Annotated in this window: 15 protein-coding genes and 1 tRNA gene; 14 read left to right on the forward strand and 2 right to left on the reverse strand. The window is 33.7% G+C overall.

All coding sequences use genetic code 11. The features are described from left to right. Positions 1 to 2: 2 nt before the first annotated feature. Complete coding sequence (locus WFZ85_RS09565; RefSeq protein ID WP_342696069.1) at positions 3 to 1,979, forward strand: DUF3858 domain-containing protein; 1,977 nt, start codon at positions 3 to 5, stop codon at positions 1,977 to 1,979. Between the two features lie 2 nt (positions 1,980 to 1,981). Continuing rightward, positions 1,982 to 3,976: a DUF3857 domain-containing protein gene (locus WFZ85_RS09570; RefSeq protein ID WP_342696070.1), complete on the forward strand. Its 1,995-nt coding sequence runs from the start codon at positions 1,982 to 1,984 to the stop codon at positions 3,974 to 3,976. A gap of 231 nt (positions 3,977 to 4,207) precedes the next feature. Here WFZ85_RS09570 and WFZ85_RS09575 read toward each other — a convergent pair whose 3' ends face one another. Next, complete coding sequence (locus WFZ85_RS09575; protein WP_342696071.1) at positions 4,208 to 4,576, reverse strand: hypothetical protein; 369 nt, start codon at positions 4,574 to 4,576, stop codon at positions 4,208 to 4,210. 193 nt (positions 4,577 to 4,769) lie between these two features. On the opposite strand from WFZ85_RS09575, the gene WFZ85_RS09580 reads away from it, so the two are divergent. The 7 genes from WFZ85_RS09580 (at position 4,770) to aroA (ending at position 9,277) form a co-directional block, all read left to right on the forward strand. Next, positions 4,770 to 4,925, forward strand: coding sequence for a hypothetical protein (locus tag WFZ85_RS09580; RefSeq protein WP_342696072.1), 156 nt, complete (start codon positions 4,770 to 4,772; stop codon positions 4,923 to 4,925). A gap of 151 nt (positions 4,926 to 5,076) precedes the next feature. Continuing rightward, complete coding sequence (locus WFZ85_RS09585) at positions 5,077 to 5,526, forward strand: hypothetical protein (RefSeq protein WP_342696073.1); 450 nt, start codon at positions 5,077 to 5,079, stop codon at positions 5,524 to 5,526. 95 nt (positions 5,527 to 5,621) lie between these two features. Next, positions 5,622 to 6,218, forward strand: a complete 597-nt coding sequence (locus tag WFZ85_RS09590) for a YdeI/OmpD-associated family protein (RefSeq protein WP_342696074.1) — start codon at positions 5,622 to 5,624, stop codon at positions 6,216 to 6,218. 198 nt (positions 6,219 to 6,416) lie between these two features. Next, on the forward strand, positions 6,417 to 6,710 hold the full coding sequence (locus WFZ85_RS09595) for a hypothetical protein (protein ID WP_342696075.1): 294 nt from the start codon (positions 6,417 to 6,419) through the stop codon (positions 6,708 to 6,710). A gap of 1 nt (position 6,711) precedes the next feature. Further along, positions 6,712 to 7,443 (forward strand): zeta toxin family protein, encoded by a 732-nt coding sequence (locus tag WFZ85_RS09600; RefSeq protein WP_342696076.1) that lies wholly within the window; start codon positions 6,712 to 6,714, stop codon positions 7,441 to 7,443. Positions 7,444 to 7,567: 124 nt separating this feature from the next. Beyond that, positions 7,568 to 7,894 carry a nucleotide pyrophosphohydrolase gene (locus tag WFZ85_RS09605; protein ID WP_342696077.1) on the forward strand — a complete coding sequence of 109 codons (327 nt, stop codon included), beginning with the start codon at positions 7,568 to 7,570 and terminating at the stop codon, positions 7,892 to 7,894. Positions 7,895 to 7,975: 81 nt separating this feature from the next. Then, entirely contained in the window at positions 7,976 to 9,277 is a 1,302-nt protein-coding gene (gene aroA, locus WFZ85_RS09610) for a 3-phosphoshikimate 1-carboxyvinyltransferase (protein ID WP_342696078.1), read from the forward strand. 3 nt (positions 9,278 to 9,280) lie between these two features. On the opposite strand, the gene WFZ85_RS09615 is transcribed toward aroA, so the two are convergent. Beyond that, positions 9,281 to 9,354, reverse strand: a tRNA-Pro gene (locus tag WFZ85_RS09615). A 149-nt stretch (positions 9,355 to 9,503) separates the two neighbouring features. Between WFZ85_RS09615 and queA the strand changes: the two genes are divergently transcribed. The 5 genes from queA (at position 9,504) to WFZ85_RS09640 (ending at position 16,240) form a co-directional block, all read left to right on the forward strand. After that, positions 9,504 to 10,553: a tRNA preQ1(34) S-adenosylmethionine ribosyltransferase-isomerase QueA gene (gene queA, locus WFZ85_RS09620; RefSeq protein ID WP_342696079.1), complete on the forward strand. Its 1,050-nt coding sequence runs from the start codon at positions 9,504 to 9,506 to the stop codon at positions 10,551 to 10,553. A gap of 164 nt (positions 10,554 to 10,717) precedes the next feature. Then, the gene (gene kynU / locus WFZ85_RS09625; RefSeq protein ID WP_342696080.1) at positions 10,718 to 12,001 is read left to right on the forward strand and encodes a kynureninase; all 1,284 of its coding nucleotides are present in this window, start codon (positions 10,718 to 10,720) and stop codon (positions 11,999 to 12,001) included. Positions 12,002 to 12,104: 103 nt separating this feature from the next. Beyond that, positions 12,105 to 13,193, forward strand: a complete 1,089-nt coding sequence (locus WFZ85_RS09630) for an agmatinase family protein (RefSeq protein WP_342696081.1) — start codon at positions 12,105 to 12,107, stop codon at positions 13,191 to 13,193. Positions 13,194 to 13,342: 149 nt separating this feature from the next. Then, positions 13,343 to 13,759: a glycine zipper family protein gene (locus tag WFZ85_RS09635; protein WP_342696082.1), complete on the forward strand. Its 417-nt coding sequence runs from the start codon at positions 13,343 to 13,345 to the stop codon at positions 13,757 to 13,759. Between the two features lie 96 nt (positions 13,760 to 13,855). Beyond that, the gene (locus WFZ85_RS09640; protein WP_342696083.1) at positions 13,856 to 16,240 is read left to right on the forward strand and encodes a penicillin acylase family protein; all 2,385 of its coding nucleotides are present in this window, start codon (positions 13,856 to 13,858) and stop codon (positions 16,238 to 16,240) included. The last annotated feature ends 17 nt before the right edge of the window (positions 16,241 to 16,257 follow it).

Below are 16,257 nucleotides of genomic sequence, written 5' to 3' on the forward strand. Positions count from 1 at the left end.
ATATGCGCAGTTGTTTTTTAATTTTTTTTGGGGTTTTTCTGTTTTCACTAACCTCTGTTGCCCAAAAACTCGAGTTAGGACAAGTGACCAAAGCAGAATTGCTGGAAAAGCAACATAAAAGCGATACATCTGCCGTTGCAGCTATATTGTTTAATGTTGGGAAAGTTTCGTATTCTTATTCTCTAACGTCTGGTTTTGAATTACTAACTGAAATAACAACCAAAATAAAAATTTATAAAAAAGAAGGATACGATTTTGCCAATCAATCGTTAACTTATTATACTGATGATGGTGGAGATAATGAAAAGATAAAAATAGTTAAAGCCGATACTTATAATCTTGTAAATGATAAAGTCGAAAAAGTAAAGTTGAATAGCCAAGGTGAGTTTATTGAAAAAATAAACAAATTTTGGTCAAGAATAAAGATAACCATGCCCAATGTAAAGGAAGGTTCCATAATTGAATACAAAATTGAGATACGTTCACCATATGTTAGAAATATTCCACAGTGGGATTTTCAAAAAATTATACCTGTTAACTTCTCTGAATTCACAACCAGTATTCCAGAGTATTATATTTTTAATGTCAGATATAAAGGTTTTTTAACTCCCAGTATTACGAAAGAAAAGCAATTTAAAAAAATTAATCTATCATCATATTCACAACAATTTATAGAGTATTCAGAAGATAAAATTAAATATACTCTTCAAGATGTTCCAGCGATTAAAGAAGAAGCATTTGTTAATAATATCAATAATTATAGAGCATCTATTTTACATGAATTATCTGGGGAAAATTTTCCAAAAAAACCTTATAAAAGTTATTCATCAGACTGGGAAACAGTAACTAAAAGAATATATGAAAGTAAAAACTTTGGCGAAGAGTTAAAAAAAGCAGGATATTTTGAAAATGACTTAGATGCTACCTTAAATGGAACTTTATCTCAAGATGATAGAATAATGCTCGTTTTTAACTTTGTAAAATCAAGAATGAATTGGAATGAAACCTACGGGATTTATTGTGCTGATGGAGTTAAAAAAGCTTACGAAGATAAAAAAGGGAACTCAGCCGAAATCAATTTGATGCTTACTGCTATGTTGCGTTATGCAGGTATTGATGCCAATCCTATCCTAATAAGTACTCGAGGCAATGGGATTCCATTATTTCCGTCAAGAACTTCTTTTAATAATGTTATTGCAGGGATAGAATTACAAGATAAATTAATCATACTTGACGCCACCAATAAGTTTTCCCATCCTGATATATTGCCTATCCAAGACTTAAATTGGTTTGGAAGAATTATAAGAAAAAATGAAAGTTCAGCTCAGATAGATTTAATGCCAAAGACCAATTCCAATGATGTAATTAATCTTATGGCAACAATCGACTTGCAAGGCGAAGTATCTGGAAAAATTAGAGAGCAATATTTTGATTACAACGCATTTCTTTTTAGAAACAACAACAACGGATTGTCAAAAGAAAGCGCTATTGATAAACTCGAGAAGAAATATGCAGGAATAGAAATTGGTGAATATGAAGTACAAAATGCAACCGATTTATCGAAGCAAATTATTGAAAATTATGATTTTAAAACCAATAATGCTGTAGAAATAATAGGTGATAAGATGTATTTTTCTCCGTTTTTATTTTTAGCCATGACAGAAAATCCGTTTAAACAAGAAGTGAGAGAATATCCCGTTGATTTTGTTTTCCCAAATCAGGATAAATTTAATATCAGTTTAAAAATACCTGATGGATATACTGTGGAGACTTTGCCAAAATCAATTTCTGTTGCGATGCCCGATAACTTGGGTAGTTTTAAATATAATATTTCTAATAATGGCAGCCAAGTTCAGTTAGTTTCTACAGTTGATATCAATCAAGCCATTATTAAGTCCGAAGATTATGAAGCTTTAAAAAATTTCTTTAAAGAAATTGTCAATAAGCAAACAGAAAAAATTGTACTCAAAAAAGGATAGATATGCGCAGTTGTTTTTTAATTTTTTTTTGGGTTTTTCTGTTTTCACTAACCTCTGTTGCCCAAAAACTCGAGTTAGGACAAGTGACCAAAGCAGAATTGCTGGAAAAGCAACATAAAAGCGATACTTCGGCCGTGGCGGCTTATATTTTCAAAAAAGCAAAAACGGATTTCCTTTACGCCGAAGAAAATGGATTTACAACAATTACAACTTTTCAAATAAAAATCAAGATTTACAAAAAAGAAGGTTTAAATTGGGCCAACTTTAAAATTCCTTATTATGTTGGTTATGAAAATCTTGAGGATGAGAATGTAACGATTGAAGAAGGCTATACTTATAATTTAGAGAATAATAAAGTGCTGAAAACTAAAGTCAAATCAGAAGGTAAATTCACTGAAAAAATAAACGAATATTGGGAAGCAAAGTCAGTTACTTTTCCAAATGTTAAAGTAGGTTCCATAATCGAATTAGAATACAAGTTGAAATCGGAAAATATAACAACACTTCCTGAATTTCAATACCAATACGATATACCAGTCAATTATGCAGAATATAATTCATTTATACCAGAATTTTATATATATAAAAGCATACGTAAAGGATACATCGATTTAAGTCTAGATCAAAAGATTGAAACAACCTCACAATCATTTGAAGGAAAAGTAGGCTATGCATCTCAAACAAAAAATCTAAGATATAAACAAATAATAAGTCAGTATAAAGCAAGCAATATTCCTGCATTAATTGAAGAAGATTTTGTCAATAACATTGCCAATTATTATGGTAAACTTGAACAAGAGCTACAAACAATAAGATATCCAGAACAAGAGCCAAAGCAAATTGCCACGACCTGGGAAGACGTTGCAAAATCTATTTATGACGATAAAGATTTCAATGCAGCCATTACAAGTTTTGAATACTTTAAAAATGATATTTTATCCATTAAGAATAGTGCACAAACACAGGAAGAATTAGTCAAACGCATTTTCAGTTATGTCAAAAATAGGATGAATTGGAATGAAAAATATGGGTATTACCCTCGACAAAAAGTTGAAATTGCCTATGTCGAAAAAGTAGGTAATGTTGCCGAAATAAATTTAATGTTAGTTTCCATGCTTCGTATGTCAGGAATTGATGCAAATCCCGTTTTAGTGAGTACAAGAGAAAATGGAATTGCTTATTTTCCTAATAAAACGCTTTTCAACTACGTTATTGTTGCAGTCAATGTCAATAACACTATTTTACTGATGGACGCCACGGAGAAGCTTTCCGATAGTAACAGACTACCAGTGAGAGTTTTAAACGGAAGCGGACGATTGATTAGAAAAGATGGAACATCGGAAGAAATAGATTTAATGCCCAAAACAAATTCAAATAATGTAACAAACATTATTGCTAGTATAAATCAACAAGGAGAAGTTGCGGGAAAAGTTCGGGAACAATACTTTGATTATAATGCATTTCTATTCAGAAAAAACCATAACGGATTTTCGTCTCAGAGTCAGGTCGAAAAATTAGAAAAAATTTATCCAGGTATCGAAATAAGTTCCTACACAGTGCAAAATAGTGAAGAATTAGATTTGCCAATTATTGAAAATTACGATTTTACTACATCAAATGTTGTGGAGATTATAGGCGACAAAATGTATTTTTCACCTTTTTTATTTTTAATGAAAACTGAAAATCCATTCAAAAAAGAAAAACGTGAATATCCAATAGATTTTATTTATCCAAATAAAGATAAAGTGATAATCAATTTCACCATTCCAGAAGGATATGTAGTTGAAACCTTGCCAAAGGAAATGGCGCTATCAATGCCTGATAATTTGGCAAATTTGAGGTACATGATTTCAAATACTGGAAAACAAATACAATTGGTTTATACTCATGATACTAATCAAGCGACTATAGAATCGGGATATTACGAAATATTGAAAAATTTCTATAAAAAAATCATTGAAATACAAACGGAAAAAATTGTTTTGAAAAAAGGGTAATGAGACAAAAAATAATCACATTTAGTATAGGTTTCGACAGGTATCAGAATAACGAAAAATTGAAATAGTGTTTATTTATGTAAAATGTAAAAATATATACTGTAAAAATGTAATTTTTTCATTTTGTAATAAACAATGATACAAAATAGTGCTATACAGTATCCGCCTTTACAAATAAAAAAAGGTGAACTTCATTAAAAGTTCACCATTATTAACTGCATCTCAAATCAGTTACGATTTTTTCACTTTTTTAGTGTCATCCACTACAAAACCATAATCGCCCAACACTTTTGGATTTTTAGCATATACGCTTTTCAGTAACTGAGCACTATTTTGAACAATGGCTCTAATAGCTGGCAAATCATTATCTCTTTCTTTATAAAACCTTTCGGCTACTTTCATAGCTTCTTCGGCTTTGTTATGATTGGTTAAACAGGGAGAAATTTTGGGTCCTTCCATAGACCAGTCATAATCTTGTTGTGCATTCAGTGGCGAAGCGGCCCCATCTGCTTGATGTTTTTCGTAGATTTTATTAGCCAATTCTAATAAATCGGTAACATTAGAAGGAAGCTTTATTCTTCCTGGTGTTCGTGTTGCCATGATAAATAAAATTAAATTACTAATGATTTCAAATACACTATATCAAAAATAAATAGCCTATTTCTGATTTCAAAGCAAATGTTAAAAATTTATGAATACTTTAACAAAATGTTTTAAAATAAAAGAATATAATAATAAATAGGCATATTTATAATTAAAAACACCGTCTACGATAGTAAAAACACCGTCTACAATGTTAAAAACACTGTCTACAACATTAAAAACACCGTCTACAACATTGAAAACACCGTTTACAACATTAAAAACACCGTCTACAATAGTAAAAACACCGTCTACAATAGTAAAAACGCCTTTTACAAGATTAAAAACACCGTCTACAACCTTATAGCCCTCATTTTTAATGTGGCATAGCCTTGCTTCACGTTACCTAACCTCCTTTACGTATTAGTAAGTATAAGTTCACAATTATTTTTATATTTGTGTACTATACCACCCAGCAGTAAACAAGCGTAGTGTGGCTAATTAATTAAAGAGCGACCATGAAATATCGTGAAAAACTATTAGAAATCATTTTTGACGAAAACGAAAATGCCCTAGAAGAGTGGTTAGTTGCCCAACCCCTGCTTGAACAAGCAGATATACTAAGAGAGTTAAAACAACTAGCCGAGGAAATAGCCGCTGAGAACGGAGATGATGTTAGCACCATGGTGGAAGGCTTCGACAATTTTGACAACATGATTGACCAATATGAAGACGCTATTTTAGACGAAAAACTAGCCGAAGCTAACCTAGTCATGGCACAAGAGGAACTCGATAAAGAAATGCGCGAAATAGACCTTGCCACTGCCGCCGTGCGCGAATATGTGATGGATTGTATAGTAAATAATGAAGAAAATGCCGATGCCATGAAAGAACTGGCCGAAAAAATGATACAATCTGAAAAAGACAACGATATGTTTGACCCCAATAATTGGAGTAGAATACTATAATTCATAAACAGGAAATTTTTAACCCTAACAGGGTTCAAAACCCTGCTAGGGTTAAAAAAATATAAAAAGGATTAAAAAAGTAAAACCGACAAGCCATGGCAAAACATGAACCACCTGCTACCGTAGAGGAATTTATCAAACGAAACCCTAAATGGAAAAATGAATTTTTAGCCCTGCGCAAAATTATTCAAGACTTTGATATGGTAGAAGCAATTAAATGGGGTAAACCTTGCTACATTATTGGAAACGATCCTATAATTTTATTACAAAGTTTTCATGAATATTGTGCCGTAGTTTTTTTTCAAGGTGCTTTGATCAACGATTATCATTTTATTTTAGCAGTAGAAAACGATAAGGTACAGTCAGCAAGACAACTGCGATTTACCAATCAAAAGGAAGTAATGAGCAATAAAAGAATTATTAAAGATTATATCAATCAGGCGATACAAATGCATCGTGCAGGAATGAAAGTACTTTTTGAAGATAATTCAGATTGCAAAATGCCTGCCGAGTTTGAATTAGCTTTGGCTACTATGCCTCAATTATATAACGCCTTCGTTCAATTAAACCCAATACAACAACAAAATTATGTGCGCTATTTTTCCTCTTTAAAATTAAAAAAATCAAGGGAAAATCAAATCGAAAAATTTAAAGAACATATTCTGCAAGGAAAAGGATTGTATGACAAATAACGAAATCTTTAAGTACAACGCAACCCTAACAGGGTTCAAAACCCTGTTAGGGTTAAAAAAAACAATAAACCATGAACCTAAAAAACGCCCAACTCGAAGTTGAACAACATAACAACACTAAACTAGAAATTGAGATTTACAAACTAAAGATATGTTTACAGGCTTAAAAACTAAACAAATAATACGTACATTTGTGTTATGAACAATGATAATGAAATAGTAAAAAATTTAGTAGCTGGCGGTATTATTGGTGCTGCATTAGGAGCATTAATTGCTGATGATAATCAAGAAGGTGCAACCATTGGAGCTATTGCCGGAGCTGTTTTTTTTGCAACTTTAAAAGCAAATGATAAAGCCAAACAAACACATATACCTTTTTATATAGAAGAAAATGGTACTCTATATAAAATCGCTTCTGATGGTTCTAAGCATTTTGTAAAAAGAATAGAAAAGTCTCAAACTAAACTCAAAAAACAGTTTATTCTTAAATAAAATGGGCATTAAGAGAATGCGCGTTTTTGCTGGTCCAAATGGTTCTGGTAAAACAACAATCATAAAAAGTTTGCAAGATATTATTCCTTTTGGTGTTTACATCAATGCCGATGATATTGAACTACAACTTAAAGAATCTAAAATAGTATTGTTCAATTCATTTCAGTTAAATATATCGCAAGAACAACTGCAAGACTTTTTTAAAAAAAGTACTTTTTCGCCAATAAAAAGAAAAGAGCCTGCTTTATGGTCGAAAATAGTAGTAGAGAAAAATATTTTAAAGATAAATGCAGAAGTAGATTCCTATTTAGCAGCTGATATTGCAGAATTTATACGACAACAACTTCTTGCATCACAAATTTCATTTTCTTATGAAACCGTGATGAGCCATCCAAGTAAAATTGACTTTTTAAAATATGCAAGAAGTCAAGGATTTAAAGTTTACTTATATTATATAGCCACAGAAGATCCTGAAATTAACATAAGTAGAGTAAATGTTAGAGTTGCTCAAAATGGTCATCCTGTCAAACCAGAAACAGTTATCGATAGATATTATAAAAGTTTAGGACAATTACGAGAGGCAATAAGAAATTCTGACGATGCTTATTTCTGGGATAATTCCGGTTCGGCAAGTTCGCTTATTGCAGATATTAAAGAAGGCTCAAAAGTAACAATTGTAGATGTAGAAAAAGTTCCAAACTGGTTTTTGAACTATGTTGTGAACCATTCCTAATCAAAAAAGGAATTCACGATGAAGCAAACTCCTCTTTCTTAGTAGATTTTCGTATATCTCGATAATAAAAATTATAAATAAATTCACTTTGCGCCTTTCTGTATTAGTGGCAAAACAATAACAAATGAACCTAAAAAACGCCCAACTCGAAGTAGACAACTGGATAAAAAACCACGGCGTTCGCTATTTTAACGAACTAACTAATATGGCACAACTTACCGAAGAAGTAGGCGAAGTGGCACGAATTATTGCGCGTCGTTATGGCGAACAATCCGAAAAAGAAAGCGACAAAAACAAAGACCTTGGCGAAGAACTAGCCGATGTAGTTTTTGTAGTGTTGTGTCTTGCCAATCAAACAGGGATTGACCTTCAAGCGGCTTTTGATAAAAAAATGGAGCTAAAAACCAATCGCGACCACGACAGGCATCAGAATAATGAGAAATTGAAATAAGTTGGGAGATGGAAGCTGGGAGATGGAAGTTTCTCAGTGTATCTTTGTGCTACTCTGTGTGTCTCAGTGAAACAACTAAAAATGAATCTACATCTACAATATATTTCAAAACTCGACACTCGCTCCCGAAGCCTAGGGACGAAACTCGAAATTTCAATCACCGGAAGTAAATCGGAAACCAACAGATTGTTATTGTTGCAAGCTTTATATCCAACTATTTCATTAGAAAATGCTTCCAATTCTGACGATAGTGAAGTGATGGAAAAAGCTTTACAAAAACTGAAAACTGAAAACTGCCAACTGCCAACTGAAATCGACGTTCATCACGCCGGAACAGCCATGCGATTTCTAACTGCCTATTTTGCCATTCAAGAAGGAAAAGAAGTAGTGTTAACCGGTTCTTCTCGCATGAAAGAACGCCCAATAAAGATATTGGTTGATGCCTTACAGCAACTTGGAGCTGAAATCAGTTATCAAGAAAAGGAAGGATTTCCACCCATGAAAATCATCGGAAAAAAAGTAAACAAAAGCAAAGTTTCACTTCCAGCTAATGTTAGTAGTCAATATATTTCGGCACTTTTATTAATTGCTCCAAAACTTGAAAACGGATTAGAACTCACACTCGAAGGAGAAATCACATCGCTTCCCTACATTAACATGACTATAGAGTTGCTTAACAATATTGGCGTTGAAACATCATTTGAAGAAAATATAATAAAAGTTAACCCACTTGTCACCCTGAGTACAGTCGAAGGGCAAAACATCACAATTGAATCCGATTGGTCTTCTGCTTCCTATTGGTTTTCCATTGTTGCTTTATCTGAAATTGGAACAAAAATTACTTTGTCAAGCTATAAAAAAAATAGTCTACAAGGAGACTCCGTGCTAGTTGAAATTTATAAGAACTTTGGAGTGGAAACTGTTTTCAATGATGATAATTCAATCACAATTTCAAAAATCAATTACAATATCAAAAGACAATCCCGAAGCTTCGGGACGTTATTCTTAAATCTTCAATCATCACCCGACATCGCACAAACCATTGCAGTAACTTGTTTCGGGTTAGGTATAGGTTGTCATCTAACAGGATTACACACCTTAAAAATTAAAGAAACCGACAGACTAGAAGCCTTAAAAAACGAATTGACAAAACTAGGAGTAACGATTTCGGTAACCAATGATAGTCTTACTTTAGAATCTTCGGAAAAAATCAACGAAAATTGTGTGATAAAAACCTATCAAGACCACAGAATGGCAATGGCTTTTGCACCATTAGCATTAAGAGTTCCCATTATCATTGAAAATGCCGAAGTAGTTTCAAAATCCTATCCCACGTTTTGGGACGATTTGAAAAGTATTGGTTTTACAATACAGAAAGAATAAAAGTCGGGATGACTGGATTCGAACCAGCGACCCCTAACACCCCATGCTAGTACGCTACCTGGCTGCGCTACATCCCGATTTATTTGGCAAAAATAGTAAAATAAAAATAAACTCCTATTTACTTGACAACGCCTATTTCACAATCGTATATTTGCACTCAGATTTTTAAAGATTTAAGAAGACACTCTTAAACTTTCAAACTCTTAAACTCTTAAACTTTTTTTTAATGAAATTATCTCATTTTAACTTTAATCTTCCCAACGAATTACTTGCCGAATTCCCATCAGAAAACAGAGACGAGTCAAGATTAATGGTTGTTAACAGAAAAACAAAAACCATCGAACACAAGTTGTTTAAAGACATCATTGATTATTTTGACGATGGAGATGTAATGATTTTGAATAATACAAAAGTTTTTCCTGCCCGAATGTATGGCAACAAAGAAAAGACAGGAGCACGAATCGAAGTTTTCTTGTTAAGAGAATTAAACGCTGAGCAAAGACTTTGGGATGTATTAGTTGATCCGGCACGAAAAATTAGAATTGGAAATAAATTATATTTTGGAGATGACGACTCTTTAGTTGCTGAGGTGATCGACAACACCACATCACGTGGCAGAACGCTGCGTTTTTTATATGATGGTTCTTATACTGAATTTAGAAAAAAACTTACTGAACTCGGAGAAACACCAATCCCAAAATACATCAATCGCGAAGTTACCGAAGAAGATGCAGAGCGTTACCAAACCATTTATGCAAAAGTAGAAGGCGCTGTTGCGGCACCAACTGCTGGATTACATTTTTCTAAACATCTTTTAAAAAGACTAGAAATTAAAGGGATTGATTTTGCTGAGGTAACACTGCACGTTGGTTTAGGAACATTCAATCCAGTAGAAGTAGAAGATTTATCAAAACATAAAATGGATTCAGAAGAGTTGTTTATCTCTCAAGAAGCATGCGATATTATCAATAAAGCGAAAGAAAACAAAAAAAGAGTATGCTGCATAGGGACAACTTCTATGAGAGCAATAGAAAGTTCAGTTTCTTCACAACGAACTTTAAATCCTTTTACAGGATGGACAAATAAATTCATTTTTCCACCCTATGATTTTAGCATAGCAGATTGTATGGTAACTAATTTTCACACTCCAAAATCAACATTACTAATGATGATTTCTGCATTTTGTGGCCACGATTTAATGAAAAAAGCCTACGAAGAAGCAGTTAAAGAAAAATACCGTTTTTATTCTTATGGCGATGCCATGTTGATAATATAAAACTGTGCTGTCACACTGAGCGCAGTTGAAGTGCATATTGAACAACCCAATCTAGTTTTAAAAATTAGATTGGGTTTTTTACAACAACCTCACAGTAAAATTCTTTGCTCTTTGTTCTTTACTCTTTACTCTTTTTTCTATTTTTACAATCCAAACAAAACAAAATGACATTTAAAAATACCCGCGAATTCGCTCAACAACTTGATCAACAAGACGAATTAAAACACTACCGAGACGAATTTATTTTTCCGCAACATAACGAAAAAAATGTGATTTATTTCACAGGAAATTCATTAGGCTTGCAACCAAAAATAGCAAAAACCTATGTGGATGAAGTAATGAATGATTGGGCAAACCTTGCAGTAGAAGGACATTTTTATGCAGAAAAACCTTGGTGGGATTATCACGAACGTTTTGCCGAACCGCTAAGTAAAATAGTTGGTGCAAAACCTGCAGAAATTACGGTTATGAATACATTAACGGTAAATCTTCACCTGTTAATGGTTTCATTTTATCGCCCAACAAAAACACGATATAAAATCATCTGCGAAGAAAAAGCATTTCCTTCTGATCAATATATGTTTCAATCACAAGTAGAGCATCACGGCTATGACTCAAAAGACACCATCATTGAAATTAAACGAAGAGACGGTGAACACAATATTCGTCTTGAAGATATTTTATCAAAAATTGAGGAAATTGGTGATGAGCTAGCACTCGTACTTTTTGGTGGCGTAAATTATTACACCGGACAAGTGTTTGATATGAAAACCATCACCGAAGCCGGACATAAAGTGGGTGCAATCGTTGGTTTTGATTTGGCACATGCGGCAGGAAATATTGAATTACACCTGCATGATTGGAATATCGATTTTGCGGCTTGGTGTTCCTACAAATACATGAATTCAGGACCAGGAAATGCCTCTGGTTGTTTTATTCACGAAAAACATCACAATAGTAATTTACCAAGATTTGCAGGTTGGTGGGGAAATATAAAAGAAAACCGTTTCAAAATGGAACAAAAATTCAACCCTATCATTGGCGCTGATGGATGGCAAATCTCCAATTTACCCATTCTATCTTTGGCGCCTTATTTAGCTTCAGTAGAGATGTTCGCCAAAGTAGGAATGCCAAAACTGATTAAAAAGAGAAACCAAATTACCGCGTATTTAGAATTCATTCTTCACGAAATAGATAACGAAATTGAGGGAACTGAATTTGAAATTATCACACCAGGCAATCAAGACGAACGCGCTTGTCAGTTATCCGTTTTTCTTCATGGGCAAGGTCGAAGCTTATTTGATTACTTAATCAAAAATGGCGTGATCACCGATTGGCGCGAACCTAACGTAATTCGATTGGCACCAGTTCCATTTTATACGTCTTATGAAGACATGTATAATTTTGGACAAATATTGAAAGAAGGGATACAATCGTTAAATAACTAATCTACAATATTGCCGTTCCAACGAAAGAGGAAACTCATTAAATTGATTAATTTAGTTGTAGAGTTTCCTCTTTCTCCGGAATGACAAATCAAATTAAGAAATAATGACCAAACAAGAAATCATAGACAATTTTGACCCATCGCAACCGGGATTAGCAGATGCTACCGTTTTCGGCTTGCCATTTTCAGCTGAACAATCAGAAATTATTATCATTCCCGTGCCTTGGGAAGTTACTGTGAGTTACGGCGCTGGCGCATCAGAAGGTCCAAATGCTGTTCTCGACGCTTCTTTTCAGGTGGATTTAAATCATCAGGATTTTCCAGAGTTATGGAAACTAGGAATGTATTTAGCTGAAATTCCCGAAAGTTGGAAAATCAATTCTGACAAGTACAAAGCGCTAGCACAGCCGATAATTGAAGCTTTAGAAGACGGACAAAATGTTGCCGATATTCCAGCGTTACAAACTGATTTAGATAAAATAAATATCGTCTGTCGTGACTTACATACGCAAGTTAAAGAAACGGTTTTGCATTGGATAAATCAAGGAAAAAAAGTGGTACTACTTGGTGGAGACCATTCTACTCCGCTTGGTTACTACGAGGCGTTAGCAACAAAACACGATAATTTTGGAATATTACATCTAGATGCGCACATGGATTTACGCATTGCTTATGAAGGATTTACCTATTCACATGCATCCATTATGTATAATGCATTACAAATTCCACAAATTTCAAAAATTGTACAAGTTGGAATTCGAGATTTTTGCGAACAAGAAGTTGCCGTTGTAAATTCACAAAAAGGAAGAGTTTTAGTCCACACCGATACAGATTTGAAAAAGGAAACTTTCGAAGGAAAAACTTGGGCACAACAATGTGAGGACATCATTGCTACCTTGCCTCAAAAAGTATGTGTTTCATTTGACATCGATGGCATGTATTCTTGGTATTGTCCAAATACAGGAACACCAGTGCCAGGAGGATTTTCGTTTGAACAAGCCACTTATTTATTTAACAAATTAGCCGAAAGCGGTAAAGAAATCATTGGTTTTGATTTGGTTGAAGTTGCTCCAGGCGAGAACGACGATTGGGATGGAAACGTAGGCGCACGAATGCTTTTCCACATGTGTGGAGTGTTAGCCAAGAACAATGGTATGAATGTGGGGAATAGAGCCGAATTTCTAAGAAAATAAAAATAATTTAAGTGATCATTACAAGCTTTTCTAAATTTTTTAGAAAGGCTTTTTTTATTTGAATTATATAACACTTCCTTTCAATTGTGTAAGCAGTATGATTGATACAAGTTTCATATTTGCAACATAGAAATAAAAATGAATAAGTTATGAAAAATTTAGCGCTTACACTATCGGTTTTGATTGGTTTGATAATCACTTCTTGTAAAAATACGGATGCCATGGGAGTTGTCAATGATGAAAAGCAAATTACAATTGACTCCATGAAAGTTGTAGCAGAAAAACAAAGAATTATAGACTCAATGAAAGTAGAAGCTACAAAAGCAGCGACACAAAAAGAAATGATTTACGTCAATCAAAATGGTAATTCGTCAACAACTACAACCGCCACCAAAAGAAAAGGTTGGAGTGGTGCTGCAAAAGGTGCAGTGATTGGCGCTGGAGTTGGCGCAGCAACCGGAGCAATTGTAAGCAAGAAAAAAGGTCAAGGTGCAATTATTGGTGGTTTAGCTGGTGCAGGAGTTGGCGCAGGAACAGGTGCAATACTTGATGACAAAAAGAAATAAATAAGTAAACTATAAGAATTTTAAAAGGCACAAATCATGATCGATTTGTGCCTTTTTTTTAAAACTTGGAGTATATTTGATATATAATTTCATCCTATGAAAAAAATCAAAAAAGTTTCTCTAGCAATTCTAATTTTATTTGTTTTACTAGCTGCTATTGCCGTCGCTTTCCTCCAATACACTAAACCTAAATACGAAGGTAATCTAACATTAGCAGGGCTAAGCAAACCAACCACTGTTTATATCGACGATTATGGTGTGCCACATATTTATGCAGAAAATCAAATCGATGCGATGACAACGTTGGGATATGTTCATGCACAAGATAGATTGTGGCAAATGGAACTCATGCGTCGTATTGCACCTGGAAAATTGGCTGAAATATTTGGAAATGTAGCATTAAAAAATGACCAATTTTTTTTAGGAACTGGTATTGATGAAAACTCTCAAAAAGCAATTGACCAATTAGATAAAAACGCTCCAACCTATTTATTAGCTAATGCCTATCTCAAAGGGATAAATCAATACATAGAGGAAGGTATTACTCCAATAGAATTAACATTATTGGATATTAAGCAAGAAAAATTTGTCTTAAAAGACGTGTACAATATTTTGGGATATATGTCCTTTAGTTTCGCTATGGCACAAAAAACCGATCCGTTGTTAACTGATATTCGAGACAAATATGGCATGGACTATCTGCAAGATTTTGGTTTAGAAGGTTCGCTTGGAACAACACAGCTCAAATCTTATAAAGGAAAATTTAAGGAATATGCTACGATTGCAAAATCTGTGACACAACTATTAGAAACTTCTCCAGTGCCAGCTTTTATTGGAAGCAACAGTTGGGTAATTGGTGGTGCCAAAACAAAAAGTGGTAAAGTGATTCTAGCCAATGATCCACATATTATGTTTTCACAGCCTGGAACTTGGTATGAAGCGCATATTGTTTGCCCAGATTATGAAATTTACGGTTACTATATTGCAGGCGTGCCATATCCGCTGTTAGGACACAACCGTGATTATGCTTATGGATTAACTATGTTTGAAAATGACGATGTTGATTTTTTTCAAGAGAAAGATAATCCCAATAATCCAAAACAGTACATTACTACAGACGGGTTTAAAAATTACACCTATCAGCAAAAAATCATTAAAGTAAAAGATAGCAGTGATGTAAAATTGAATATAAAAACGTCAGTTCATGGTCCGATTGTCAATGGGTTACTTGATGGTATCGAAGACAAACCTTCTATCGCAATGTCTTGGATTTACACGCAGCAGAAAAATAAAATTCTAGAAGCGGTTTATTCGCTTTGTCATGCAAAGAATTTAGAAGATTTTCAAAAAAATATAGCACTTATTCATGCGCCAGGTTTAAACATTATGTATGGCGATGCAAAAGGAAATATCGCATGGATTACTTCGGGTAAACTTTATAAAGTACCGTCATCTGTAAATACAAATTTCATTCTAAATGGAAATAACGGTATTGATGACAAAAAAGAATGGTTGCCGTTTTCAAAAAATCCTGTAGCAATCAATCCACCATGGCATTATGTTTATTCTGCAAATAATCAACCAGAAGCTATCGATGGTTATTTATATCCTGGTTATTATCTCTCAAAAGACAGAGCCAACAGAATAGACGCATTGCTGAGTTCGAAGAACAACTGGACAAGGTCAGATGTTGAAAAAATGATGGTTGATAATAAATCGACTTCTGCGGAAACTATTGTTGCAAATATGGTAAAGCATCTTGTTGTTTCTGAATTTTCCGATAATAAAAAGGAAGCCGTTCGCCTTTTAAAATCATGGAAAGCGACGCACAACGTAACGGATGTTGCACCAACAATTTATAATAAATGGCTTTACTTTTATCTCAAAAATACCTTTGAAGACGAACTTGGTCCCGAAAACTTCAAGCTATTGATCGGCACTCATGTTATAAAACAAATTATTGAAAAACAAAGTCAAAATAGTACATCACCATGGTGGGATAATACTACCACCAAAAGTAAAAAAGAAACCCAAGCAGAAATCTTGAATAAATCTTTTAATGATGCTATTGCATCTCTAGAACTTCAATTAGGAATTGACATAAAGGCATGGCAATGGGGAAAAGTACACCAAATAGAATTTCAACACCCAATTGGGAAATTAGCATTATTTAAAAAGTTTTTTAATATTGGTTCATTTCCTGTTGCAGGTTCAAATGAAGTTATTAACAACCAAATGTTTTTTTATTCAGATGATCCAAAATACAACATAAAAGCCGGACCATCAACCCGAAGAATTATTGACTTTTCTGATATTGAAAACAGTATTAGTGTATTGCCAACGGGACAATCAGGAAACCCAATGAGCCAACATTATAGCGATCAAACCGATTTATTTGTGAACGGGAAATTTAGAAAAATGAAACTTAATAGATTGGAAATTATACAAACATCAACCAAATTAGTCTTCAATCCAAAATAACAATAGTCTTGTCATGC

The organism is Flavobacterium aureirubrum, from assembly GCF_038739835.1.
GTDB lineage: Bacteria > Bacteroidota > Bacteroidia > Flavobacteriales > Flavobacteriaceae > Flavobacterium > Flavobacterium aureirubrum.

Excerpts from the sequence above, each read along its gene's own strand:
- WFZ85_RS09565 (WP_342696069.1), top strand. The coding sequence starts at position 3 with ATGCGCAGTTGTTTTTTAATTTTTTTTGGGGTTTTTCTGTTTTCACTA.
- WFZ85_RS09570 (WP_342696070.1), top strand. The coding sequence starts at position 1,982 with ATGCGCAGTTGTTTTTTAATTTTTTTTTGGGTTTTTCTGTTTTCACTA.
- WFZ85_RS09575 (WP_342696071.1), bottom strand. The coding sequence starts at position 4,576 with ATGGCAACACGAACACCAGGAAGAATAAAGCTTCCTTCTAATGTTACC.
- WFZ85_RS09580 (WP_342696072.1), top strand. The coding sequence starts at position 4,770 with ATGTTAAAAACACTGTCTACAACATTAAAAACACCGTCTACAACATTG.
- WFZ85_RS09585 (WP_342696073.1), top strand. The coding sequence starts at position 5,077 with ATGAAATATCGTGAAAAACTATTAGAAATCATTTTTGACGAAAACGAA.
- WFZ85_RS09590 (WP_342696074.1), top strand. The coding sequence starts at position 5,622 with ATGGCAAAACATGAACCACCTGCTACCGTAGAGGAATTTATCAAACGA.
- WFZ85_RS09595 (WP_342696075.1), top strand. The coding sequence starts at position 6,417 with ATGAACAATGATAATGAAATAGTAAAAAATTTAGTAGCTGGCGGTATT.
- WFZ85_RS09600 (WP_342696076.1), top strand. The coding sequence starts at position 6,712 with ATGGGCATTAAGAGAATGCGCGTTTTTGCTGGTCCAAATGGTTCTGGT.
- WFZ85_RS09605 (WP_342696077.1), top strand. The coding sequence starts at position 7,568 with ATGAACCTAAAAAACGCCCAACTCGAAGTAGACAACTGGATAAAAAAC.
- aroA (WP_342696078.1), top strand. The coding sequence starts at position 7,976 with ATGAATCTACATCTACAATATATTTCAAAACTCGACACTCGCTCCCGA.
- queA (WP_342696079.1), top strand. The coding sequence starts at position 9,504 with ATGAAATTATCTCATTTTAACTTTAATCTTCCCAACGAATTACTTGCC.
- kynU (WP_342696080.1), top strand. The coding sequence starts at position 10,718 with ATGACATTTAAAAATACCCGCGAATTCGCTCAACAACTTGATCAACAA.
- WFZ85_RS09630 (WP_342696081.1), top strand. The coding sequence starts at position 12,105 with ATGACCAAACAAGAAATCATAGACAATTTTGACCCATCGCAACCGGGA.
- WFZ85_RS09635 (WP_342696082.1), top strand. The coding sequence starts at position 13,343 with ATGAAAAATTTAGCGCTTACACTATCGGTTTTGATTGGTTTGATAATC.
- WFZ85_RS09640 (WP_342696083.1), top strand. The coding sequence starts at position 13,856 with ATGAAAAAAATCAAAAAAGTTTCTCTAGCAATTCTAATTTTATTTGTT.